General features: G+C 63.2%; 19 protein-coding genes. 14 read left to right on the top strand and 5 right to left on the bottom strand.

Annotated features, from left to right (window positions below; translation table 11 throughout):
• Positions 1-51: 51 nt before the first annotated feature.
• From SH412_RS19570 to SH412_RS19560, 3 genes are all read right to left on the bottom strand, one after another.
• Entirely contained in the window at positions 52-1,005 is a 954-nt protein-coding gene (locus SH412_RS19570) for a hypothetical protein (protein ID WP_336519700.1), read from the bottom strand.
• Entirely contained in the window at positions 1,002-1,346 is a 345-nt protein-coding gene (locus tag SH412_RS19565) for a hypothetical protein (protein WP_336519699.1), read from the bottom strand. The genes SH412_RS19570 and SH412_RS19565 overlap by 4 nt, the downstream gene beginning before the upstream one ends.
• Positions 1,347-1,462: 116 nt before the next feature.
• Complete coding sequence (locus tag SH412_RS19560) at positions 1,463-2,998, bottom strand: OmpH family outer membrane protein (protein WP_336519698.1); 1,536 nt, start codon at positions 2,996-2,998, stop codon at positions 1,463-1,465.
• Between the two features lie 171 nt (positions 2,999-3,169).
• Between SH412_RS19560 and polA the strand changes: the two genes are divergently transcribed.
• From polA to SH412_RS19505, 11 genes are all read left to right on the top strand, one after another.
• Positions 3,170-6,280, top strand: coding sequence for a DNA polymerase I (gene polA / locus SH412_RS19555; RefSeq protein ID WP_336519697.1), 3,111 nt, complete (start codon positions 3,170-3,172; stop codon positions 6,278-6,280).
• A gap of 56 nt (positions 6,281-6,336) precedes the next feature.
• A complete protein-coding gene (locus SH412_RS19550) occupies positions 6,337-7,605 on the top strand; it encodes a glycosyltransferase family 4 protein (RefSeq protein ID WP_336519696.1) in 1,269 nt (422 codons plus the stop codon).
• Positions 7,606-7,831: 226 nt separating this feature from the next.
• The gene (locus tag SH412_RS19545) at positions 7,832-9,481 is read left to right on the top strand and encodes a hypothetical protein (RefSeq protein WP_336519695.1); all 1,650 of its coding nucleotides are present in this window, start codon (positions 7,832-7,834) and stop codon (positions 9,479-9,481) included.
• 417 nt (positions 9,482-9,898) lie between these two features.
• On the top strand, positions 9,899-10,444 hold the full coding sequence (locus SH412_RS19540; protein WP_336519694.1) for a 3-hydroxyacyl-ACP dehydratase FabZ family protein: 546 nt from the start codon (positions 9,899-9,901) through the stop codon (positions 10,442-10,444).
• A gap of 88 nt (positions 10,445-10,532) precedes the next feature.
• The gene (gene fabG, locus SH412_RS19535; protein WP_336519693.1) at positions 10,533-11,288 is read left to right on the top strand and encodes a 3-oxoacyl-[acyl-carrier-protein] reductase; all 756 of its coding nucleotides are present in this window, start codon (positions 10,533-10,535) and stop codon (positions 11,286-11,288) included.
• 205 nt (positions 11,289-11,493) lie between these two features.
• Positions 11,494-11,880: an acyl carrier protein gene (locus SH412_RS19530; RefSeq protein WP_336519692.1), complete on the top strand. Its 387-nt coding sequence runs from the start codon at positions 11,494-11,496 to the stop codon at positions 11,878-11,880.
• Between the two features lie 171 nt (positions 11,881-12,051).
• The gene (locus tag SH412_RS19525) at positions 12,052-12,543 is read left to right on the top strand and encodes a 3-hydroxyacyl-ACP dehydratase FabZ family protein (protein ID WP_336519691.1); all 492 of its coding nucleotides are present in this window, start codon (positions 12,052-12,054) and stop codon (positions 12,541-12,543) included.
• A 107-nt stretch (positions 12,544-12,650) separates the two neighbouring features.
• Positions 12,651-13,934, top strand: coding sequence for a beta-ketoacyl-ACP synthase II (gene fabF, locus SH412_RS19520; protein WP_336519690.1), 1,284 nt, complete (start codon positions 12,651-12,653; stop codon positions 13,932-13,934).
• 32 nt (positions 13,935-13,966) lie between these two features.
• Positions 13,967-14,941 (top strand): alpha/beta hydrolase, encoded by a 975-nt coding sequence (locus SH412_RS19515; RefSeq protein WP_336519689.1) that lies wholly within the window; start codon positions 13,967-13,969, stop codon positions 14,939-14,941.
• A gap of 104 nt (positions 14,942-15,045) precedes the next feature.
• The gene (locus SH412_RS19510) at positions 15,046-16,311 is read left to right on the top strand and encodes a glucuronyl esterase domain-containing protein (protein ID WP_336519688.1); all 1,266 of its coding nucleotides are present in this window, start codon (positions 15,046-15,048) and stop codon (positions 16,309-16,311) included.
• 418 nt (positions 16,312-16,729) lie between these two features.
• Complete coding sequence (locus SH412_RS19505) at positions 16,730-18,145, top strand: FG-GAP repeat domain-containing protein (protein ID WP_336519687.1); 1,416 nt, start codon at positions 16,730-16,732, stop codon at positions 18,143-18,145.
• Between the two features lie 40 nt (positions 18,146-18,185).
• On the opposite strand, the gene SH412_RS19500 is transcribed toward SH412_RS19505, so the two are convergent.
• Positions 18,186-20,594, bottom strand: coding sequence for a glycoside hydrolase family 2 protein (locus SH412_RS19500; RefSeq protein WP_336519686.1), 2,409 nt, complete (start codon positions 20,592-20,594; stop codon positions 18,186-18,188).
• Between the two features lie 329 nt (positions 20,595-20,923).
• Positions 20,924-21,964: a polyprenyl synthetase family protein gene (locus tag SH412_RS19495; protein WP_336519685.1), complete on the bottom strand. Its 1,041-nt coding sequence runs from the start codon at positions 21,962-21,964 to the stop codon at positions 20,924-20,926.
• A 212-nt stretch (positions 21,965-22,176) separates the two neighbouring features.
• Here SH412_RS19495 and SH412_RS19490 point away from each other — a divergent pair, with 212 nt between their 5' ends.
• The 3 genes from SH412_RS19490 (at position 22,177) to SH412_RS19480 (ending at position 24,912) form a co-directional block, all read left to right on the top strand.
• Positions 22,177-23,382 carry an alpha/beta hydrolase gene (locus SH412_RS19490; RefSeq protein WP_336519684.1) on the top strand — a complete coding sequence of 402 codons (1,206 nt, stop codon included), beginning with the start codon at positions 22,177-22,179 and terminating at the stop codon, positions 23,380-23,382.
• 34 nt (positions 23,383-23,416) lie between these two features.
• Positions 23,417-23,668, top strand: a complete 252-nt coding sequence (locus tag SH412_RS19485; protein WP_336519683.1) for a hypothetical protein — start codon at positions 23,417-23,419, stop codon at positions 23,666-23,668.
• 230 nt (positions 23,669-23,898) lie between these two features.
• Positions 23,899-24,912 (top strand): sulfotransferase, encoded by a 1,014-nt coding sequence (locus SH412_RS19480; RefSeq protein WP_336519682.1) that lies wholly within the window; start codon positions 23,899-23,901, stop codon positions 24,910-24,912.
• Positions 24,913-25,055 lie beyond the last annotated feature (143 nt).

The following is a 25,055-nucleotide window of genomic DNA, read 5'->3' as shown; positions in this document are numbered from 1 at the left end:
TCCGGGGCGGGTCGAAATGCGGAACTGCTGCTCGACCGATTCCCATTCAGACTACCGGACCGTGCGGCGACTGTCGCCAGCCGCATGCCCGGAATTCAGCCGGGCGAACCGTCTCGCGATCAGCACGCCGCACACGAGCACCAGCCATTGCGACAAGGCGACCAGCAATCGATCCTTCCCGAGTCCGTCGATCAGCGCGATCGTCAGCGGCCCGCCGGCCAGACCGATCAGCGTCGCAATCAGCCAGACTTCCGGGGAGGGAGTCCCCTTTCGCCAGCGCCAGACCGCCAGCGACAGCAGGAGCTCCAGGGCAAGGATTTTCCCCAGTAACACCAGACATTCCATCGTCGGACTGATCGACGAGACGCCGGGCAGCCGGCCGCCGCCCCAGAAGACGACGATTCCCAGACCGAACAGCAGCCAGCGCCGCAGGACTCCCGCGAGCCGGGACAGGCCGGGATCCGTTTCCACGGAATGCAGATCGGCGGTGCACGCCAGCAACCAGACGGCGGCGGCGGCGGGAAGCCAGAAAACAGACCACTCGGCGCGATCACCCCCGGTCCCCGTCAGTCCGCCCCACGCCGCGGGAGCGGACCAGGCAGCAGCGGCGCACCAGCCCTGCCAGGGCGCCGCCGTCCCGCGAGTCTCGCCACGCGCCTGCCGTGAGCACAAGTCGCTCAGGAGCAACAGCCCAAGACTCGGGATCCACGGCGCAACTCCGGAGATCGACAACCCCGGGATCGCGTCAGGTCGGAGCCAGCCATCCGGAAATGCGACCAAAGCCAGCCACGCGGCCGTCAGGCTGGCTCCTCCCCAGGCGACCGCGGACGGGTCGTGAATACCAGCCCCCCGGACGACCGACCAGCCGGAACGCCAGAGGAGACGACCGTCGAACCCGCGCGCCTGCTGCGGAGCCTCCGCCGTTCCGAGACGGAGCACTGCCGCGGCGCTCCAGGCCGCCAGCCACAGGATCACTGCCGTGGCCTGAAAAAGCTCCTCGTTCACGCGGCATCCCCCGGCGGCGATTCATCCGCCGTCGCTGGGAGACAGGCCAGCGCGAGCGGAACCGCCAGCCATGCCACGCCGGTCCAGGCCCCCTGCGTGGATGCGGTGTCATCGCTGGCGAAATTGGAGACCAGCAGAAGTCCTGCCGCAAGAATCGGCCACCCGGCGAGAAACAGCGGTTCGCCACCCGAACCGCGCACCGACACGACGGACGCAACAGTCCGGGTTTGCCAGTTCCGCCAGCGTCCGTCTGCCGCGACGCGGCGGACGGCGACGGCAGTGATCGCAGCGCCGGCGACGGCAGTCACCAGAAATGGCAGGAGTGACGACATGCGGAGCATGCTGTCACACCAGGTGGACTTTCGCCAGAGCGGACGGCTCCGCCATTTCGCGAAAACGCCCGGAGACTTCAGGACAATCTCCGGGCGTCCGATGGACCGTCGATAATCTGACCGGGCTATTTTTTCTGACCGGAAGTCACACCTGTCGACGTCTTCTGCGGCTGGGGGCGATTCCGGCTGCCGGTGCTCAGAGCGCCGGAGACCTGTCCCGTGCTGACCGTCGGCCGCTCCGGCCGACCGGCCTGCAGGTTAAACGGCTTTTCCTGGCCTGCCTGGAACAGACGGCGCTTCGGCTGGAATCCGACGTACGACAGGAACTCGTTCAACTTGATGATGTCAACGCCGTTGATGATGGCCTCCGCCTGCAGTCGCTTGGCTTCCTTGTTGATGGCGCGGGCGGCTGCCTTGTCGTCGTCGTTGACCAGCGTCGTTTCGTCCGGAATGTCGCCCAGAATCAGGAACTTCGTCTGTTCCGAAACGTGGCCGGCTTCCTCTTCCGTCAGAACATCGCCGTTCGCGTCGACCGGCTCTCCCTTGTCGTTGATCTCGTTGTCAAACTTGGCGTTGTTCACGGCCATAATCTGGTGCAGGGCTTCGCGATCGCTGCGTCCGTCGCCGTCGAGATCGATCAGACCGACGATGGAGAAGACTTCGACGCGACCCGGCTTCCAGAGCGGGGTGTAAATCAGGTCGCCCTGCGTGATCGGTCGCTTAAAATCTTCGTCAACGATCCGGGCTTCCGCCGTGGTCTGGTCGAGAATCCGCGTGACTTCGATCTTACCTTTCACATCCTGGGGACCGCGGGCGACGCCAGGCACGTCCTTGGCATAGACGCTGAAGCTGATCCGCGGACGGAGGAAATCCCGCTCGCCGAGGTTGATCCAGACCAGGTTGGTCGAGCTGTCCACGCGGACGATCTTGCCCTGCGCCTCGTCGAATGACTGACGCGTGGTATCGAGAAGCTGCCGCCGGAGACGTTCGATATTCGCAATCAGCTTCTGGACGTCTTCCGCCGCCTTCTTCCGCTCCGCTTCGCGACTGTCCTTCTCCTGCTGCAGTTCTGTCTGGGCCTGATTGTAATCGTTGCGGAGCTCCGTGACTTCCTGCTCTTTCTGATCGACCTGTTCTTTGAAGCGGGTCTGTTCGGTCGTCAGATCGGTCTTGGCTGTCTTGTACTTATCTTCGCTGGAATCGACCGTCTTCTGATACTGATCCCGCAGGGCGAGGAGCTCGGCGTTAGTCTTTTCGAGCGTCGCCTTGATATTGTCGCGATCGGCGATCGCCGTGTTCAGCGCTGTTCGCAACTTGTCGAGCGTGTCGAGACCGTTCGCTCCGCGGTGCTCGCCGCCAAGTTCGGCGAGCTTCTGATTGAAGAGTCCCACCACCGTGTTGGCGTTTGTCGGGTTCTGGGCATCGTAGGGTTGCTCGAGCAGCGCCCCCATCGCGGTCTTCATGGCCTGGACCGCCTCGTCAAGCTGACGACGGGCCGTCTCGCTGGTCTGCTTCTCGGCGCCCAGCGAGATCAGCGTCGCACCCTTCGTCGAGGCGTCCTTCACGGACAGATACGTCGTGATCCCGAGAATCACGGTCGTCAGGAAGAACGTGATTGCGGTGTAGTGGGGCCAACCGGGTTTGTTGGTAGCAGCCGCCATGTACTTGCTCCAGAGGGGTTCGCCATTCCGCCGTCGCGCCGGTGGAGAACCTCTGCATCAGATTGAAGATTCAGAATACGCTGCGATGTGACCGGAACTGGCAAAGCACACCGCTCCCCGCACGGCTCCTGATTCCGGGAGGATCTCCCCGGCTCAGGACTTCAGGGAGGCTTGAGTCAACTTCCCAGTCTGATCGTCTCGAATACGGTCGTCAAGAACTTTCGGGGCGCCCGAGGGGTCTGCGGGGCCGGACTTCGTCGATCGGCGGCGAATGTTCCGGTCGGAGCAGACACGCGGGCGCACGTCTCCAGACTCTGTTTCGACGAACCGGGCGGAGGACTCCGTTCGAAACCGGGAGCAAAGATCGACTCCGCCGCGAACTCGATCAGCGTACCGATTCTGACGGTGGCGCTGGTGGAAACGCGGCTGCGGCACCATAATTTCCTGCGAGACTTAAGTATTTACCGGGCTTCCGGTTCTGCCGTTGCTCCCCCATCGAGAACCGCCCCCATGGCCGAGACCGTCTATCTTGTCGACAGCTTCTCGCTGATCTTCCAGGTTTTCCATGCGATCCCCCCGATGACCAGCCCGGCGGGACAGCCCACAAACGCCGTGTTCGGGTTCAGCCGGGATCTGGTGACCCTGCTGAAAGATCATCGTCCCGGCTGGCTGATCTGCGCCTGGGATTCCTCCGGGCCAGGTGAACGCCTGGGGATCTTTCCGGATTACAAAGCCAACCGTGCGGAAATGCCCGAGGATCTGCGGCCACAGATCGGACTTGTCCGGGAAGTGATCGAAGCCTTTCGGATTCCGCTGATCGAGTTTCCGGGGTGGGAAGCGGACGACGTGATCGCCACGCTCACGCGGGAAGCGGTCGAGCACGGCCGGGATGTCCGCATCGTCACCAGTGATAAAGACGCACGACAGCTCCTCGGCCCGCAGGTCAAACTGTTCAATTTTCGCAAAAACAGCTACCTCGACGAAACGGGGCTGCTCGAGGACTGGGGAGTCCGCCCCGATCAGGTCGTCGATTTTCAGTCGCTCGTCGGTGACGCCGTCGACAATGTGCCGGGGATTCCGCTCATCGGCCCCAAAAAAGCGGCCCAGCTCCTGAAGGACTGGCAGACCCTGGAGGACGTGCTGGCCAATGCCGAGCATGCTCCCGGAGCCAAATTGCGGGAGAACCTGAAGAAATTCGCGGATCAGGCCCGCATGAGCCGGGAACTGGTCCGGCTGCGGACCGACTTGCCGCTGGTTTTCGACTGGGAAGCCTCTCGATGCACCCAGCCGGACGTGCATCACCTTCAGGATGTCTTCCGCCGCCTCGGCTTCCGCAAGCTCGTTGATGACGTGAAACAGTTTGCGCCGCCGGTGGCGAAGGTCGTCGCACGCGGATTATTTGACGACGAACCGGAATCGGAGCCGGCGCCCCAGCCCGAGCACCCGGGCCAGGTCGCTCAGGATCGATGCTGGGAGACCGTCGACACTCCGGAAAAACTGACAGCGTTCGTCACAGAGCTTTCGTCGCAAAGCCGCTTCTGCGTGGACCTTGAGACGACAGGACTCGATCCGCTGCAGTCGCGGATCGTCGGCTGGGCGTTCAGTTGGACGGCTGGAACCGGCCACTATCTGCCGGTGCTAGGCCCTGCCGGAAGCCAGCTTCTCAACCACGACGACGTGCTGAGATCGCTCCAGCCGATCCTGGAACGGGAAGACATTGAGGTGATCAATCAGAACATCAAGTTCGACTTGATCGTCTTGCGGGCTGCCGGGATCCGAATCCGGAATCTCGGGCTGGATCCGATGGTCGGAGACTATCTGCTCGACGCCGGAGCCAGGTCGCATAATCTGGAAACGCTGATCGATAAGTACCTGCATCGCCCGTCGATTTCGATCAAGGAGCTGATCGGCAGTGGTGCGAAACAGAAGCGAATGGACGAGATCGCCGTTGAAAAGGTCGCCGAGTACGCGACGGAAGACGCAGACTGCTCACTGCAGATCGCCGACCTGATCCGCCCGCAGCTTGAGGCCGATCACCTCTGGAAACTGTACTGGGATCTGGAACGACCGCTGATTCACGTCCTGGCGGATATGGAATATCGCGGCATCCGCGTCGACGCCGCAGAACTGCGGGCGCAGAGCGAAACGCTGACGCTCCAGCTCGAAACGCTGATGCACGAAATCCATGATCTGGCGGGCCATCCGTTCAACATCGACTCGCCGATTCAGTTACGGACGGTCCTGTTCGAAGAGCAGGGACTGCCAGTCCGCAAAAAGACGAAAACCGGCCCCAGCACCGATCAGGATGTGCTGGAAGAACTGGCAACGCTCCGCCCCGACAATCCCCTGCCGCTCAAAATCATCGAGCATCGGCAGATGTCGAAGCTCAAGGGAACCTACCTGGACGCGCTGCCGGCGCTGATCAACCCGCAGACCGGCCGGATTCACGCGTCGTTCAACCAGGTGGTCGCGGCGACCGGCCGGCTCAGTTCGAGCGACCCCAACCTCCAGAACATTCCCATCCGGACCCCGGCAGGACGCCAGGTCCGCAAAGCGTTCGTCCCGGAGAACCCCGACTGGCGGCTCGTGTGTGCGGACTATTCGCAGATCGAACTGCGGATGCTGGCCCACTTCAGCCGGGACCCGGTGCTGGTGGAAGCCTTCGCCAACGGCGTCGACATTCACACGGCGGTCGCGGCGGATGTGTTCGGAGTCGACCGGCAGGACGTCGACAGCGATATGCGCCGGGTCGCCAAGGCCGTCAACTTCGGCGTAATTTACGGACAAAGCCCCTATGGCCTGGCGGCGGCTCTGGGAATCACCCAGGACGACGCCGCCCGATTTATCGACGAATACTTCAGCCGGTATGCCGGAGTCGACGCCTTCCTGGATCAGACCCTGGTCGAGTGCGCGAAAACCGGCTATGCACGGACGATCCTCGGGCGACGGCGGGCGATCGAGGGATTGCGCTCCGAGCGGTCGCGCAATCGGACGATGCCGGAGCGGACTGCTATTAATACAGTCATTCAGGGCTCGGCGGCGGACCTGATTAAGCAGGCGATGATCCGAGTCCACAACCGGCTGGAGCGGGACCAACACCCGGCCCGCCTGCTGCTCCAGATCCATGACGAACTGGTGCTGGAATCGCCCGTGGACGCGGTTCCGTCACTGGTCGCGCTGGTGAAAGCAGAGATGGAACACGCGCTGACTCTCGACGTACCGCTGATCGTGGACGTTTCCGTCGGCCAGAACTGGCTGGACATCGAAGACGTTGAGAGTTGAGGGAAACGAACAGCGTCCGGCCACTGACGACGGACCACTGACGACGGACGAATCTCATGCGCATCGTGATCGTCACGGCCGGAGGCGCCGGCATGTTCTGCGGGTCGTGCATGCACGACAACACCTGGGCGCGGGCGCTCCAGCAGGCCGGACACGACGTGGTGCTGCTGCCGCTCTATACGCCCCTCACGCTCGACGAGGAGAGCCTGAGCGACCGCCACGTCTACGTCGGCGGCATTAACGTCTACCTGGATGCCCGGTTTCCCTTCTGGCGGCGGCTGCCGCGGATCTTCAAGCGCTGGCTCGACGCGGCGTGGATTCTGCGACTGGCGAGCCGCGGCAATGTGAGCAATAGCGCCCCCGAGCTCGGCGACCTGACGATGTCGCTGCTGCAGGGGAATCATGGTCCGCATCGGGCCGCCCTGGGGGACCTGAACCGGCACCTGCTGGAACTGGCGCCCGATGTCGTCTGCTTCAGCAATCTGATGCTCGGCGCGGGAGCATCCGCCCTGCGCAGTCACTTTCGGGGGCGGATCTGGTGCGTCCTGCAGGGGGACGACATCTTTCTGGACGCCTTGCCGGAACCCTGGCGGACGCAATCCTGGACCCGATTGCGGGAGATCACCGGCGACTTCGACGGCTTCATCACCCATAGCGAATACTACCGCCGGTTCATGGGAGAGCGGCTGAAATTGCCGCAGGAGCGGATTCATCGGCTTCCGCTAACGATCGATTGCGTCCGACACACCGGGACTCCGAAAACTCTGCTCGGATCGCCGCCGACCGTCGGCTACTTCGCCCGGATCGATCCGGCCAAGGGGCTGGATCTGCTGGTGGAGGCGATCGTCCTGCTGCAGCGCGAGTTCCCCGACGTCCGATTGCGAGCCGGAGGCTACCTCGGAGAGAGCCATCGGGACTTCTTTGATCGCGTCGGGAAACTTGCCGCCCCGCTCGGCGATCGGTTCCAATATGTTGGGAGCCCTGGCACGCTGGCCGCGAAGATTGGATTCCTCGAAGGACTCGACGTCTTTTCCGTGCCGACGCGCTACCACGAGCCCAAAGGGATTTTTCTGCTGGAAGCCTGGGCCAACGGGCTGCCCGTCGTTCAACCTGCGCACGGCGCGTTTCCCGAACTGGTCCGTTCCACGGGCGGGGGGCTGCTGGTGACGCCGGACGATCCCGCCGCACTGGCCGAGGGATTGGCGCAAGTCCTTCGCGATTCGGAGCTGCGCCGGACCATCTCGACTGCGGGAGCAGGCGGCGTCCGACGGCTGCACGACCTCTCGGCGCTGGCCGCCGCCACGACCTCACTCTGGTCGACCTGAAACGGAGCGTTCGCATCCCAACCGGCAGCCCCTGCCGGTGCGGCGCCCGCCTCCATCGATACGATCGATTCAGGCGACAATTTCGGAAACTTCCGAACAATCGATACAGCTTGCCGCGCCGCCCATCCGATACATGCGGCAGGCGCTGGATCATGCGCGCTGGCGGCGTCATCACTGACTCGCTCCTATCCCACATCGCGTGGTGTTCAAAGTCAGGGAACGACTGATGCGGACACGGAACTGGCTGTCACGTCTCCTCGGTGGAATGCTCGCACTGGCTGCGGGTGCAGAGCCGCTTTTGGCTCAACAAGGCCCCGAGGGCGCGTACTTTTACGATGGTCCGCCCGGTTACACCGGCGGCTATCCAGGAATGGAATCCCCCGGATTTCCACCCGGTGCTCAACCGTGGCCGGGGGTGTCGCCATACGCCGGGCCGGCGGTGGACCAGACCCGGTACGAAAACGGGAACTGGTTCCGCAAGCAGAGCTTCGGAGGGCGGAAATTCTTCTTCGACCTCGAAGCCCTCGTGACGCTGACCGGACAACCGCCCCACAGCCCCATCGGGGCCAGCGGCGTCAACCAGCTCATGGATCTTCCCGGGGTCCAGAGCCCGTTTCACAATCAACAGTTTTTTGAGAAGCCGTTCATCGATCTCGGGCCGAACCGGGAGAACAACACCGGTTCCACCGGCGGTGGCGGCGGCGGCGGGACGACAGGAACCCTCGACGTCCAGGTGTTTCCGAACCAGAACGTCGGAGTGATCGTCGAATCGCTCCTGACCGGCGGTCTGCGGGGCCGGTGGGGCTTCTGGAATCCGGACGACACCGGCTTCCTGATCTCGGGATTCTATACCGGCAATGCGCAGGCCGACCTGCTGCTCTCGGACCCGCTCCTGAATCTGGACCCGAACAGCTACGACAACATTGTGCCGGGAAGCTACAACTTCCACCTGCACGCCTGGATGGGGCTGCCGCTGGCCGGCTATGACTCGGACGGCGACGGCCAGCCGGGGACTGTGATCCCCTTCGACATCTCCGTTTATCTGCAGCTCAAGTCGCAGCTCTACGGAGGCAACGCGGACTACTACTTCAACAGCTTCGTGGACGGCGACTCCGTCAAACTCCGCGGGCTGGCCGGCGGTCGCTACATCAATCTGCAGGAAGACTTCCAGTTCGCCGGCGTCGACAGCGGCATGGGTTATACGATCCAGAACGCAACGGCCACGACGGGCAGCGGCGGCGGCACTGGCGGCGGTACGACGACGACTCAGCCCGTCGGCACCCCCACGACGTTCGAACCTCTCTTCAGCACGCCCGATGTGATGAAGTCCTATCTGCGATCCAATCTGCGGTCACAGCTCGGCGGCCCGGAGATCGGCGTGCGAATGGATCTCGGCGGCGAGGGCTTCTCCTTGTGGACCGAGACGAAATTCGGACTCCTGGCCAACAACGCCCGTCGCTATGTCGAGGGCTACAACATCGGCGACGCCTGGTCGTACATCCAGGATCCGGGCGTCATCGCCTATGACGCTCAGGGCAACGGGACTTTCGGCGGAGTTGGAACGGTCATGCCGCGGCACGATATCGCCGCGACCCGGTTCCGCCAGGAGAGTACGACGACTTATATTTCGCCCATGTTTGAACAGTCGATTAACGCTCGCTCAAAGATCTTCTCGTATCTCCCCGGCTTCCGGAAGTTGCGAGTCTTCAACGAAGCCAGCTTCCAGATCGGCTACACCTTCCTGTTGATCGGCGGAGTCTACCGGCCCAGCGACAACATCAACTGGGACGCGTATCCGGTGAATCCGAGCCTGGCGAACAATCGGTCGAAGTACTACACCAACAACCTGAGCCTCGGTTTTGAGTGGACGTACTAACGGACCTCGAACGCTTCCTGCGAATTTCCACGACGGGGTGCAGTTGCTGCGGCACTGCACCCCGTCGTTCGCATGGATGAGCCAGCCCGTTCAGAGCACTGGTGTCGCCGCCTTCTCGTGTTCTTGCGAGCATGTGCAACGGAGAATCACCTCCCAAGTTCCCGCAGATTCTCGCCCGACGCCGCGGGAAACCGCTCAAATCCTCCGCAACGCTTTTAGCCGTCACGCGTTGCAACGCAAAACCGCCTCAGGATCTTGGAATCCCCCAGGCTGGCCCGCAGGCTTTCTCCAGACTGCAAATCCTTTCCCAGTAAGCGGATTCGGCGAGATCCCCTTTCCTGCAGCTTGAGACGACCGGTCTTCCCGCCCGATGGTAGGGGGGAGTCGTGGTTGTGTGCGTTATGCGATTTCCCTAACATGGCTCGATTCTCCCGGCCGACGGCGCCGGGTTTTCTGCTCCGGGAATGGACTGGCATGCGGTTTCTGCTGATTGATCGCATTACCGAACTGACGCCTTACAAGTCGATCAGCGCGGTGAAGAATCTGTCGCTGGCGGAGGAATATCTGGCCGACCATTTCCCAGGATTCCCCGTGCTGCCGGGCGTTCTGATGCTGGAATCGCTGGTGCAGGCCGGCGCCTGGCTGGTGCGTTGCAGCGAGGATTTCGCGCACAGCACGGTGATGCTCAAGGAAACCCGGGCGGTCCGGTATAACAACTTTGTCGCGCCGGGCGATCAACTGCAGTTGCAGTTGACCGTCAAGAAAACAACCGGCAGTCTATGGGATCTGCAAGGATCGGGAACCGTCAACGGCGGATCGGCAGTCTCCGCGCGGATCACTCTGGAAGTGCTGAATTTGGCCGATCGGCATGCCGATCTCGCCCGAGCCGACGAATTGCAGATTCAGACCTGGCGGGAACTGTTGCCGCAGATCTGGCGTCAGCCGGTCGAACAGTCGGCCTGACCGGGTCGCGGGCAGGCCAGAGCCGCAAATATCACAAAGCCGGCGGAACAGCCGCAGCGCTGAAAATACTATTAAGGTCGAGCTTTCCATGAATCTGACAGGTCGTGTTGCGTTGGTGACTGGAGGCAGTCGCGGGATCGGTCGGGCCATTGTCGCCCGCCTGGCCGGCGCCGGCGCTAAAGTGGCGTTCGTCTACCAGTCGAACCAGGAGGCCGCGGAGGCGCTGGCCGCGGAGCTCAAGGCTCAGGGCTCCGAAGTTCTGGCCATCAAGGCCGATGTCAGCAGCAAAGAAGAAGCCGATCAGGCAGTCGAGCAGGTGACGACGGCCTTCGGACGCCTGGACATTCTCGTGAACAACGCCGGCATTACGCGCGACGGCCTGCTGGCCACGATGACTTCGGACCAGTGGCGGCAGGTCATCGACACCAATCTGACCGGCGTGTTCAACTTCTGCCAGGCGGCGACGCGGACGATGATGTCGCAGCGCTATGGCCGCGTCATCAACATGTCGAGCGTCGCAGCGGATTTTTCGAATCCCGGGCAGGTCAATTACGCCGCCAGCAAGGCCGGCATCGAAGGGTTTTCGCGGTGCATGGCGACAGAACTCGCCAAGCGGGGCGTAACCGTCAATTGCGTTGCTCCCGGCTTCATTGAAACCGATATGACCGTCGCCGTCGTGAATTCCTTCGGCGACAAGATCAAGCAGTCGATTCCTGTCCGCCGGCTCGGCAAGCCCGAGGACATTGCGAATGCAGTTCACTTCCTCGCCTCCGAAGAGTCGAGCTACATCACGGGGCAGACTTTGAAAGTCGACGGGGGACTGACGCTCGGCGGCATGGGATAAGCGCGGATCTTGAAGACGACTTGTTCGCGGCTCGGCTGGGGTGGTCGGACTGCGGGCGATCGAGTGCGAAAATTTTGTGGGTCAAACGGTCTGCTGCCTCGCCCCGGCAGGCTGCTGTTGACGAGTTAACTCGGCCGGGGCGGGAAAGATTGCACGAGCAGAAAGCGTCGACTGTCGACGCGACTGCCATGCAGGAGAATCTGGGATGACTCGCGACGAAATTCTGGACAAGGTGCGGAGCACGCTGGTCGATGCGCTGGGCGTTGACGACGACGAAGTCAGCCCCGAATCCACGCTGGTGGGCGACCTCGGAGCGGAATCGATCGACTTTCTCGATATCGTCTTCCGCCTGGAAAAGAACTTCAGCGTCAAGATTCCGCGCGGCGAGCTGTTTCCCGAAAACTTCGCGTCGGCCGATTCCACGTTCGTCAAGGACGGCGTCGTTACGCCGGAAGGCCTCGTCGAACTGAAGAAGCGCATGCCGCACGCGGACGTCGACTCGCTGGCGAAGGATCCGAAAGTGGAGAACATCCAGGATCTGTTCACCGTCACCATGATCGTGAACTTCCTGGAACGGAAGCTCGCGGCCTAAAGAGCTGCAACGCCGACGGCGGCAACGACGGCAACTCCTCGCGGCTCGTTGTGAGCACGCGAGGAGTTCCTCGAACTGCCGAAATGCATCAGCAATCGCAGGTGTTTCACCGCTTTGAACGGGCAGGCGCGTGAACATTGAGACCATTCTCGCCAACTGAAGACTGACCGCATGCGCTGGATGTGGATCGACCGATTCGTCGAATTCGAACGCGGGAAACGTGCGCGGTCGATCAAGAACGTCTCGTTGGCCGAGGAACACCTGCACGACCATTTCCCGGGCTTCCCGGTCATGCCGAACACCCTCATTCTGGAGGGGCTGGCTCAGACCGGGGGGATTCTGCTCGGGGAAGTCTACGACTTTGAACACGTGGTCGTCCTCGCCAAAGTGCCGAAGATGACCTTCCATAGCTGGGCGACGCCGGGCGATACCCTCACCTACGAAGCGGTACTGACCGACGTCCGTTCCGAGGGGGGCATGGTGGAGGTCAAGGCGACGGTCGGCGACCGGCTGGTGGCCGACGGGGAAATCGTGTTCGCCCACGCGAACGAATCCGCGGTCGGCGGGGTCAAGGTCGATCAGAGAAGTTTCGTCTTCTCCATGCGGCTTCTGGGAGTCCTCGACGTCGGGAAGGCCGGCGATGGAACGAATGCAGCGGGCTGACCGCGGTTGGTGAGCGACCGACCGCGGGTTAAACTGTACACGGCCAAAGCGACCGCCTGACTGGGGCGACGGTCGGCGATTGGTCGAACGAGAACACAGGTCAAACCATGAGACGGCGTGTGGTGGTGACGGGCATGGGCGTGATTACGCCCGTGGGAAACACCGTGGAGTCGATGTGGCAGTCGCTCCGCGAAGGGCGCAGCGGCATCGGTCCGATCACGTATTTCGACGCCAGCGGCTTCCCGACGCAGTTCGCGGCGCAGGTCAAGGGATTTGACCTCAGCGATTACGTCGACGATACCCGCCGCTTCGAATTCTCCGGCCGGAATATTCGCTTCGCCGTCGGGGCCGCCCGGCAGGCGTTCGACGATTCCGGTCTGGGGAGTCACGCCTACGATCCCGCCCGGTTTGGCGTCTATCTCGGAGCAGGCGAAGGCCAGCAGGACTTCATGCTCGTGATGAGTATGATCGCCGATTCTCAGAAGGACGGCCAGGTCGACCTGGAGGAGTTCACCCGGCGGGGGCTGGCCAGCCTCCACGCTCAGACGGAACTGGAGCAGGAACCGAACATGCCCGCCGGGCATCTCGCCAGCCTGTTCGACGCGCAGGGACCGAACCTGAACTGCCTGACCGCCTGCGCCGCCTCCAGCCAGGCCATCGGAGAAGCCACCGAGCTGATCCGCCGCGGAGACGCGGACATCATGCTGTCCGGCGGCGCGCACAGCATGATCCATCCGTTCGGCGTGACGGGCTTTAATCTGCTGACCGCTCTCTCCACGCACAACGAGAGCCCGCAGGAAGCGTCCCGCCCGTTCGATAAGGACCGCGACGGCTTCGTGCTGGGCGAAGGCGCCGGAATGGTGATTCTCGAAGAGCTCGAACACGCGAAGAAGCGCGGCGCCCGAATCCACGGGGAACTGATGGGTTATGGGTCCACTGCAGACGCATACCGCATCACCGATATTCATCCCGAAGGCCGCGGCGCCGTGGCCTGCATCCGGATGGCCATGAAGGACGCCGAGCTGAACCCGTCCGACATCCACTACGTCAACGCCCACGGCACCAGCACCGAGGTCAACGACCGGGTTGAGACCGCGGCGATCAAGCATGCGTTCGGCGAAATCGCCTACAAGACCCCGGTGTCGAGCATCAAGAGCATGCTCGGACACCTGATTGCCGCGGCCGGAAGCGTCGAAGCCATCACCTGCCTGCTGGCGATCCGCGACGGGGTCCTGCCGCCGACGATCAACTATCGGACCCCGGATCCCGATTGCGACCTGGACTACGTCCCCAACGCGGCCCGCGAGGCCCGCGTCAAGGCGGCGCTGTCGAACAGCTTCGGTTTCGGCGGTCAGAACATTTCGCTGATCTTTTCGGAGTTTCACGGCTAGTTTCCGGGCGTGATCGCACGAGGGTGTCGCGCGTGATCTGGTACGTGCTGTCCGCTGTTGCGGTGCTGGTCTTCGTCGACTTGCTGACCCGGATCTATTTCGGCCGGATCGTGCTGCGGCATTTCGAGACGAAGCCCGCTTTCAACATTGCCCCGTCCCCCGCCGACCCGCGCGGCGAACTGATCGAAATCCCTGCGTCTGGCGGGCTGACCCTTCGCGGCAGCCTGTATCGGCAGGCGTTTCGAACGCCCGTCGGACTGATCGTGTTCTTCCCCGAACTCGACGGCAATCACTGGTCGGCTCTCAACTATTGCGAAGCCCTGTTCGAAGCGGGATTCGACGTCCTCTCCGTCGACGTCCGCAATCAGGGAGACAGCGACTACGAACCCGGTTACGAGCCGCTGCAGTGGTTCACTTCCCGTGAAGCGGAGGACGTACGAAGCGTATTCCGCTGGATTGAGAACGAGTCCGAATTGAAGGCGCTGCCGCTCGGAGTCATGGGTGTCAGCCGCGGCTCAAACGCAGCCATGCTGGCCGCTGCGGAACATCCCTCTGTCAAAGCCGTCTGCTGCGAAGGGGGCTACCCGACCGCCGGCCTGCAATTGCGCTACTCGCAGCGCTGGGCGGTTCTATACATCCCCCTCTGGCTGGTCCGCATTCTGCCGGAGTGGCATTATCGATATACGCTGGCCCTCGTGCGCCTCATCAGCGAATGGCGTCGCGGGCATCGGTACGTGATGATCGAACGCATGCTCCCGCGGCTCCGCAATCGACCGGTGCTGCTGATCGGGGGCGAGCGCGACAACTATGTGCCGCCGGACGTCGTCGAACATCTGGCACAGCGGATCGGCGGAACCGCGACGCGCTGCTGGATCGTCCCCCGGTCGCGGCACAACGGCGGACGCGTGGCGGCTCGCGAAGTCTACGACCAGACGCTGCTCCGCTTTTTCCAGACGTCGTTCGGGCACGAGCCCTCCCGCGATATCGCAACGGCCCGGACGGCCTGACGCCGGCTTCACGTCCTGCCGAAGGTCGCCAGCCTCTTTCTTTCGCAGCCGTTCCCGGGGATGATGGGACCAGACCACTGGATTCCTCTTCTCGGAGTTTCGGCATGAGCCTGCGGATGTGGACGGTCTGGGCCGCTCTGGCGGCGGGAGCAATCGTGACACCTGCGAGCCAGGCCGAGGACCTGCCGCCACCGGATCAATTGCCGCCCCAGTCCGGGCTGCCCGATCCGCTCAAACTGCGGGACGGCACGCCGGTCGCCACGCAAGGAGCCTGGCTCGAACGGCGCAAACCCGAACTGCGGCGACTGTTTCAGCACTACATGTATGGCTATCTGCCCGCGCCCGCGCCGATCGAGGCGCGGGTGACGAAGACCGCCGACATTCTCGGCGGCAAAGGAACGCTGAAAGAAGTCGAGATCCGCTTCCCGACGCTGGGCGACAAGGCCCCGCGGATGCACCTGGCGATCTTCTTGCCGAAGGGAGTCGCGAAGGCGCCGCTGTTTCTGAGCCTCAACAGTTGCGGCAACATCGAGGCCCTCGACGATCCGGCCATCACCGACCACGCCGAAGTGTGGCGGCGCGAGAACTGCAAATCCGGCCAGCGCGGAACCGCGACGAACTTCTGGTGCGTCGAGTATCTGATCTCCCGCGGCTACGGTCTGGCCCTGTTCCACGAGAGCGAAATCGATCCCGACCGGCACGACTTCACCGACGGCATCCATCCGTTCGTTTCCGATCCGAAGGTCCCGGAAACGTCCCGCCCAGGCACCATCGCCGCCTGGGCCTGGGGCCTGCACCGGGCGATCGACTACCTTTCGACCGATGCCCACGTCGATCCGTTCCGAATCTGCCTGATCGGACACTCCCGACGCGGCAAGACGGCATTGTTCGCCGCTGCGATGGACGGGCGAGTGGCGCTGGTGGTTCCGCATCAGTCGGGAACCGGCGGCATGGCTCTCAGCCGCGACAGTCAGCAGGAAACCGTCGAGCGAATCAACCGCGTCTTCCCGCACTGGTTCGACGACGCCTTCGTGGCCTTCGGCGGCAACGAGAACAGACTGCCGTTCGACCAGCACTGCCTCGTGGCGCTGGTCGCCCCGCGCCCCCTGCTCGATACCGAAGGGGCTCAGGACGCCTGGGCCAATTTCCCCCGATCGCTGGAGTCCCTGCAGGCCGCCGACCCGGTCTACCGCCTGCTGGGAGTCACCGGCCTCCAGGGAACCGGCCTCGTCCAGAACGACGAGCCGATCGTCGGTCCGAATTTCGGCCGGCTGATGCAATACCGCCTCGACGAGAAGCACACGCTGAATCAGAAATTCTGGGAAAAGATCCTGGACTTCGCCGATGCGCAGTTGAAAGCATCCAACTAGCCGTCGCGCCGGGCCGGCGTCCGCCACTTCGACGAGCCCGGCGTCGAGCAGCCCTCGAAGTCTCTGCCAGAGAGCATCTGCAAACGACGGACTTGCGCGGCCCCGTGGCCTGAGTGCCGTCGCATCTGTCCGTCCGAGGGCGCGCGGCGCTGGAAGCGGCCGGTTAGAATCGCTTCCTGAATTCTCAGCAGCCGACGCAATCGTCGATCCACAGCAACACAGGATGGAACCGATGCCGGAATTGCAGTTGGCATTCCGTGAGCCACATCAATTCGCGAACGTCGCCCACGATCGCAGGCGGCTTTCGAAGCATCGCAACCTGCCATGGATTCTGGCCGGCCTGTTGTGCGCCGGATGCAATTCCGCCACAGGACCTGACACTCCGCCATCGGCCAAGGGCTCACGCTCAAATAGTGCAATGCCCGCGCTCAGCGAACGAGAGGTCTGGCAATTCTGCGGCGATTGCCATCAGTCTCCCGATCCGCAGAACTTTGCAAAGCGAGAGTGGCGCGAGGAGGTCGCCAAGGGCTACGGTTTCTATCGCGCTTCGGGTCGCGTCGATCTCAAACCTCCCCCTCAGGAAGCGGTCGTCGCATACTACATCGGCCTGGCGCCGGATGAAGTGGAATTGCCGTCAACGGGGCAGGTCGCCTTGAATGACGCGCCAAGTCCGATCGCATTTGAGGCGACGCCGCTCGACGTGGCGGAAGCCTCGCCCGCCGCCATCTCCCGGATCGAGCCCGACTCGTCCGTTCCTGGGCGATGGTGGTTCTCGGACATGCGCGGCGGGCAGGTCTGGGAGTTCGCAGGCTTGAACGAACCGCTCCGCAAGCGGTGGACCATTCCGAACCCCTGCGGCGTCTGCCGCATGAGACTCGGTCCCGACGGAACGCCGGGTTACGTGGCGGCCGACCTGGGAAGCTTTCGACCGGAAGATCATCAGCGCGGGGGCCTGTGGTGGATCCCAGATGGCCCGGACGCAATTCCGCGTCGCCTGGTGAGCGGACTGGGACGCGTCAGTCATGTCACTTCCGCCGATCTCGACGGAGATGGCGACGAAGACCTGGTCGTCTCACAGTTCGGCTGGCGCCGGACCGGCCGGCTGCAGGTCTTCTGGAACGACGCCCCCTCCGGCGAGTGGCCGCATCTGCGCGGGGCGGAGATCGATCCCCGTCACGGCGCCCTGCGGGCAGAAATCATCGATTTCGATGGCGACGGCCGCCTGGAGATCGTGGCGGCGTTTGCCCAGGAGTTCGAATCCGTCGAAGTCTATCGAATCCGCGAAGACGCCACTTTCGAACGCTTCACGCTCTACCGGGCGCCCGATCCTTCCTGGGGAACCAGTGATTTCGCCTTGGCGGACATCGACGCCGATGGAATGCTGGACGTCGTCGTCTGCCACGGCGACAGCTTCGATGGGGGACACCTGAGCCCGCACCAGGGAATCACCTGGCTCCGGCAGACCAGACCGATGCAGGTTGTCGAACGACAACTGGCGGCCATGCCCGGCGTCCACCGGGCGGTCCCCGCCGATCTGGACGGCGACGGCGATCTCGATCTGGCAGCCGTATCACTCCTGCCGGACCAGATCTTCAAAGGCGGCCGTCGACCGCGACTGGCGAGCGTCGTCTGGCTCGAGCAGCAACCCGATCTGAAGTTCGTTCCGCATGTCCTGGAATGGGACACCTGCCACCATGCAACATGCGCCGTCGGAGATGCGGACGGCGACGGCGCCCTCGACATTCTCGTGGGGCGGATTTCCTGGTCCGGGGCCGATCGCACAATCGGAACGATCTATCGAAATCGAGGCCCGTCGGCCGTCTCAGCCCCCTGACCGAAGTCAATCCAAGCTCGACAAACAAGACCGTCTTGCCCTACTCCGCCACCGCAAACCCCACGTCGATATACTGCCCGCCCCCCGTCTGATGGCAATGAACCGCCAGCGTGTTCTGTCCCTTCCGGAAGTGCTGCCGGGCTTGTTCCGGCAGACGGACGGTCTGGTATCCCGTCGTGTAGCCGACGACTCGCTTGATCAGCACGCCGTTGAGGTAGATCTCTGCATCCTCGTCGTGGTGGATCATCAGCCGTAACTGGCCGGCCGGGACTTCCTTCAGCTCGAACGAGCGCCGCGCCCAGATATCCGGCGTCAACCACTCCGTCCGGACCACCGTCCCGGGCGTCGTTTTCTCGCCGAAGCCACCCGGACCGGGTTTCCACGCGGAGTCGTCGAAGTCGGCCTTCGCCCAGTCGTCGCCCGCGGGCTTCTCCGTCGTGTATTTCCACGTCTGAGCGGATTCCTGTGACGTCGGCACAAGTGCGCGGACTTTCGGCGCCGGCCCCCACAGCTTGCGGTGGGCCTCGGCGACCGCTTTGACCGGGATCTTTTCCACGTCACGGTCGTAAGTCAGCAGCCCGTTGACTTCGATCTCCACGTCCGTAGTCTGCGTATAAATCGCGGCGGCAAGGCCGTTCTCGATCATCGGATGCAGCTTGTCGAGCAGGTCGAGATAGGCCTCGGCCAGGTCGGCCTGTGTCGTAAAACTGCGATAGCCCCAGTTCTTCTCGTCCTGCCAGGTATGCCCCTTCATCGGCAGCCCCAGGCCGCCGTATTCCCCCAGCACGGCCGCCCGCTCCGCGGTTGGCTTCGGCGCGAACGGGCCGGGGTAGCGATGGACGTCGATCACGTCGCCCACCGGAAAATCGTTCCCCCCCGACGCGCAGTTCACGAGCCGGCTGGGGTCGTACTCCTTCGTCCACTTCGTCACGGCGACCGTGTCGAACTGGCCCCACGCTTCGTTAAACGGAACCCACATCACGATCGACGGATGATTCCGCCGGGCGTCGATGATCGCCTTCCACTCCTTGCGATAGCACTCGGCCGATTCTACCGAACGAGTCAGCTCGGTCCCGTCGAACTTGCCGAACGGGTCCCACTTCGCGTTCGTGTCGCCGCTGGGCATGTCCTGCCAGACGAGCATCCCCAGTTTGTCGGCCCAGTAGTACCAGCGGGCCGGTTCGACCTTCACATGCTTGCGGATCATGTTGAAGCCGTACTGCTTCGTGATCTCGATATCAAACTTGAGCGCCTCGTCAGTCGGCGCGGTATAGAGCCCGTCCGGCCACCACCCCTGGTCGAGCGGGCCGTACTGGAACAGCGGTTTGTTGTTGAGGAGCAGGCGATTGACGCCGTGTTCGTCCTTGCCGAGAGAGATCTTGCGGAACGCCGAGTAGGTTTTCACCCAGTCGGCCATTGGGATCTGCGGCGCAGGCTTCGGTGCGAGCGGACCAGTCAGCTTGGGCATCCACTGCTGCGCAAAGCCTTCCAGGTCGGCATTTTTGTCGGATACCAGTGCAACATAGACATCGATCAGGTGCGGATGCTCGGGAGACCACCAGTGGCGCTCGATCTCGATTCCGCGCGTGTCGATGTCGATGACGTGTGGTTGATCGATTTCGAACTGCCAGCTCTTGCCGTGGAATCCGCCCGCTGGCGACTGACCAGCCCCGGACTTCGGCTGTGACGCCACATAGACTCCCAGCTTCCAGCCGGGTTGCGGATTGACGACGTCGGCGGCGATCGTCAGCGATGACTGATCGAGATTCGGCGTAATCGTCACGCCCCGGATGTACGTCTTTGGCACCGGCTCCAGCCACACCGTCTGCCAGATCCCCGTCACCGGCGTGTACCAGATCCCGTGCGGTTTCTGCACCTGCTTGCCGCGCGGCTGATAGCCGGCGTCGCTCGGGTCCCAGACGCGGACGACAATCTCGTGAGGCTTCGCACCGGACTTGGACAATGCCTCCGTAATGTCGAGCGAGATTGGATCGAAGCCCCCGCGGTGCTCGCCGACTTTCTCGCCGTCCACCCAGACGGTCGTCTCCCAGTCCACGGCCCCGAAGTGCAGCAGAATGTTTTTCCCCTGCCAGTGAGTGTCAGCAGGGAGGCTCACCGACCGGCGATACCACAACGCCTTGTCCGGGCCAACGAACTGCTTCACCCCCGACAGCGCCGACTCCACCGGGAACGGCACCAGAATCCTGCCGCTCCAGTCCGTCGGCTGCCCGGCGTCCTTCGCAACGATTGCGTATTCCCATAGCCCGTTGAGGTTCAACCAGTGCTCACGCACCATCTGCGGCCGGGGATACTCCGGATGGACCTTGTCCGGCGAGACATCCTTCGCCCACCGCGTCAGCACCGGATTGGGCGCGATCTTCCAGTCCTGGGCGAAGAGCGGTCCAGCAAACAAGCTCAGGGTTAGCGCAAGACCAACAGACGGGCGCATAAAAATCTCCTGCGGCGGATGCTCGGCGAAGTCGTTTCAGACTAGCGAGCAACCCGGCAGGAGTCGATGACGTTCCGGCCTGCAAAGAAACTCAATTTGTGACGGGGAACGTTCCATTGACGGCAGGGGGGGAATGTCGAATGTCGAAGGCGGAATGTCGAATGGAAGTCGTCGGGATGAGGACCTCCAAAGAAGCCCCGCCAGGGGCGGTTCATCGTGGCCCAGCGGCATTAGCCCTGGGCGGCCCCGCACAACCCCGCCGTTCCATGTCTGGCGATCAGCGATCAGCGATTCGCGATCAGCCCTCTTCTCCGGCTACTCGCTTCCCCTCAAAACTGCCTCTGCACCGCGAACTCCGCAATCTCCGCCAGAATCCGGCGGGCCTTCGACGGCGGGACGCAGTCGAGCTGCGATCGGGCGCCGGCTGCAAGCTGCAGCGCACGGTCGATGCTGTACTGCAGAGCGTCGCTCCGTTCGAGGAACGGAGCCAGCTTCTCCCGCGTCTGCTCGTCGGGGTGCGCCAGGAGCTGGCGGATTTCCGCGACGGCGGGCTCCCCCGCCGTCGCCAGCAGCCGGATGATCGGCAGCGTCAGCTTCTGCTTGGCAATGTCCGATCCCAGCGACTTGCCCGTGCTCCGCTCGTTGCCGGTCAGGTCGAGCACGTCGTCGGCAATCTGGAACGCCAGTCCCAGCGAACGACTGTACTGCTCCATCGCGGCGATGACGCCGGGCTCAGCGTCGGCGTACCGCGCGCCCAGCTCTCCGCAGACCGCGCACAGCTCGGCGGTCTTGCCGTCGATGATGCGGAAGTACGTCTCCTCGGTCAGGTCGAGGTTGCCCCGTTCCTTGATCTGCGACAGCTCCCCCTCGCAGACCAGATTGGTGGATCGACCGATGGCCCGGCAGGCATGCGTCGTCGACAGGCTGCTGGCCAGATGAAATGCGTGCGTGAACAAAAAGTCGCCAAACAGTACGCTGGTTTCATTGTTCCAGCGGGCATTGACAGTGGCGACATGCCGGCGGGTATCCGCTTCGTCGAGCACGTCGTCGTGAACCAGCGTGGCCAGATGGATCATCTCCACCACGGCCGCCAGCACCTTGTGCTCGTGGCGGATGCCGCCGCAGGCATCCGCCGTCAACAGCAGCAGCATCGGCCGCAGACGCTTGCCGCGGAAGCGGGTCACATGCTGTAAGATGTCGCTGACGTAAGGGTTTACGCTGCTCAGCTCTTCGACCAGAATCTGCTCGGCTTCGAGCAGATCGGGGCCAATCGCCTCTTCAACCAGCGTAAGAACGCCGGGAGACTTCGTCGGGGGATCACCTGCGGTCCGTTCCATCTTCGGCTGCACTCGGCGCGTGGAATGAGTCACCCGAGGGAGTCTAGCCGGAGCGGCTCATCGCCTCTCGGAATCTGAGAACCGCAACCCCCGTCGCGGGATTAACGCAGGTTAACCGCTGACCGGTAGAAACGCTACGGATCACGTTGTGCAAAGCCAGGCCGAGGGCGGTATCCTGCGAGAAACCGTCCCCGGCTGCGGGAAGCCCGGTTTCCCGTCCGCCGATCACCAGGAGTCACCCGCTCATGACGTCTCTCGTTCGCACCTGGTCGTGCCTGCTCCTGCTGGGAGCCGCCTGCTGTTCACCGCTGTCCGCCGCCGACGAGCCCGCCACCATCCTGCTCTGGCCGGACGGAGCCCCCGGCAAGGTCGGCGACGACGAGACTGACAAACCCCTCCTGTGGTACTACCCCGCCCCGCAGGACAAAGCCTGCGGCACGGCCGTCGTCGTCTGCCCGGGCGGCGGATACGGCGCCCTGGCCGTCGATCACGAAGGCGCTCAGGTCGCCCGCTGGTTCAACAGCTTCGGCGTCACCGCCTTTGTCCTCAAGTACCGGCTGGCCCCGCGCTACCGCCACCCGGCCCCGATGGACGACGTCCAGCGCGCCCTGCAGTACGTCCGGTCCAACGCCGGAAAGTACGAAATCGCCCCGCACCGGATCGGCGTGATGGGCTTCTCGGCCGGCGGCCATCTCGCCTCGACCGCGGCGACCAAGCACCTGGCGGCGCAGGCCGACAATCCCGATCCCGTCCGGCGGGTCAGCTCCCGGCCCGACTTCGCCGTCCTCTGCTACCCCGTCATTACCATGAGCGAACCGTGGGGACACGGCGGCTCAAAAAACAATCTCCTTGGCAAAGACGCCCCTCCGGCGCTGGCCGAACTGATGTCGAGCGACAAACAGGTCTCGGACCAGACGCCCCCGACATTTCTGTTCCACACGGCCGAGGACTCCGGCGTCCCCGTCGAAAACAGCCTGTCGTTCTACGCCGCCATGCGCAAGCACAAAGTCCCCGGCGAAATGCACATCTACCAGTTCGGTCCGCACGGCGTCGGCCTCGCCCCCGGCGACCCGGCCCTCTCGACGTGGAAAGAACGCCTGCACGACTGGCTGCGGAACTCGGGGTTCCTGGCGGACGTCAAACGTGCGGCCGTGAAAGGGCAGATTCGAGTCAACGGCCAGCCGCTCAAGTGGGGGCAGGTCCGCTTTACGCCGCGCGGAGCGCCAGAAAAGCCGGTCGCGTTCGCGATGATTCGAAACGGAAATTTCTCGCTGGGAGCCGGGCAGGGGCCGGTAACCGGGGAAAACACGGTAACGGTCCACACAATGGGAGACGTCGTCCCCCATCCGACGGTGGCGGACGCCACAGTCGTCGCCAGCACCGCCCGCGGACAGATTACGTTCGACGTGCGTGAGGCCAACAACGAAATGACCCTCGAACTGCCGGAATGATGCTGAAGTCTGCTGACAAAGGGAATCGTCGAAGATGTTGTTCGCCGTCTACGTAGTGTTCCTGGTGGCGCTGATCATCGGCAGCTTGTGCGCGTTGTTCTGGTTCGTGATGAACGAGGATCTGAATCTATCCGTCAAGATCTTCGCGATGCTGATCTTCGCCGCGCCGCTGGCCCTGCAGTTCTTCGATCCGCTGCCGGACAAAGTTCACTTCGCGATCCCCTGGGCCATCCAGGTCGCATTCATCGTCTGGTGGGCCATTCTGTACGACAAGGAGGCGGCGTGAGACGAAATTCGGGGCAATCCCTCATTCCCTGAATTCCGTGACGCTTTCGGCTGAATTCCGGGCTCAATCGGAGCCGATGGAAAAAAAGTCCCTCTCAATCCCCAGACTTGCGCTTCATCCGGGCCGCCGCCGCATCTGGGTTCTCAGTTGCCTGTTGCTTTGCGCGGCTACGGTCCGGTCCGCAAGGCACGTTCGTCGACGCTGCGCCAGGACCAACCTGGAGCAGGCTCATGGACGCGCCGGCGAAGACAATCCTGGTGACCGGATCGCACAGGTCGGGAACAACGTGGGTCGGCAAGGTCCTGGCCACCGCCCCGCAGACCGCGTATGTCCATGAGCCCTTCAATGTCATTCATCCCTGCGAATTGACATCGTTGCGGATGCAATACTGGTATCAGCGCTTGAACGGCGGTCCGGACCATCCCGACTGGCAGGAGTTTCACGACCTGCTCTCCTTCCGCTGGAATTCCCCGAAACTGGCCTGGAGCGATCTGCTGCATCCCCGGACTGCACTGCGCAAGCTCCGGACGAAACGGCGTCGGACGCGACTGTGCGATCGCTGCCGTCAGATCGTGCTGAAGGACCCGATCGCTCTCCTTTCCACCGAATGGCTGGCGGAGAATTTCGGCGTGCAGCCGGTAATCATGATCCGGCATCCCGCGGCCTTTGCCTCCAGCCTGCAGTTGAAAGGCTGGACCTTCGACTTTCAGAACCTGCTGGAACAGCCCGAGGCCATCGAAGAATTCTTTCCCGAAGAACGCGAAGCCATTGAGCAACAGTCCGAGCAGGGCCACGACGACCTGATCGGCGAAGGAGCATTCTTGTGGCGGCTGCTCCACAAAGTGATTCTGGAATTCCGCCGTCGGCATCCCGAGTGGATCTATCTCCGCCACGAAGATGTCTCACGGCATCCCGCTGAAGAATTCCCGCGGCTGTTCGACCGAGTCGGGCTGCCATACACCTCTCGGACCGACGACTTCCTGCGGCAGACTTCGACTTCGACGGATCCGCACATTCCGGGAGTCTCTACCTCCATCCACAACGTCGTTCGCAACAGCGCCGCAAATATTAACGTCTGGCAGCAGCGATTGACGGAGGAGGAGGTCGAGCGGATCCGGCGAATCACCGGCTCGACGGCCGACGCGTTCTATCGCAATGAAGACTGGCAGATCGCCCACGGCTCTTCTCCGTTTCAAAGTAGGGTGAGTCGAGTCCGCGAGGCTCACCTCTGCGATAACAACTGATGGTGAAAGACTCGACTCACCCTGCAGGTTGCCCAGACGGAACTTGGAAAGAGCCGTGGCTGATCGCCGCCAGCCCATTGCGTCGCAGTGAAGGTCGCGCGATGATTGCAGGAGTCTGACTTCCCGCAATCCCCACGGCGGCC

Origin of the sequence: Planctellipticum variicoloris, assembly GCF_030622045.1 — a bacterium.
Taxonomy (GTDB): domain Bacteria; phylum Planctomycetota; class Planctomycetia; order Planctomycetales; family Planctomycetaceae; genus Planctellipticum; species Planctellipticum variicoloris.
This window is presented reverse-complemented; position numbering and strand designations above follow the sequence as displayed.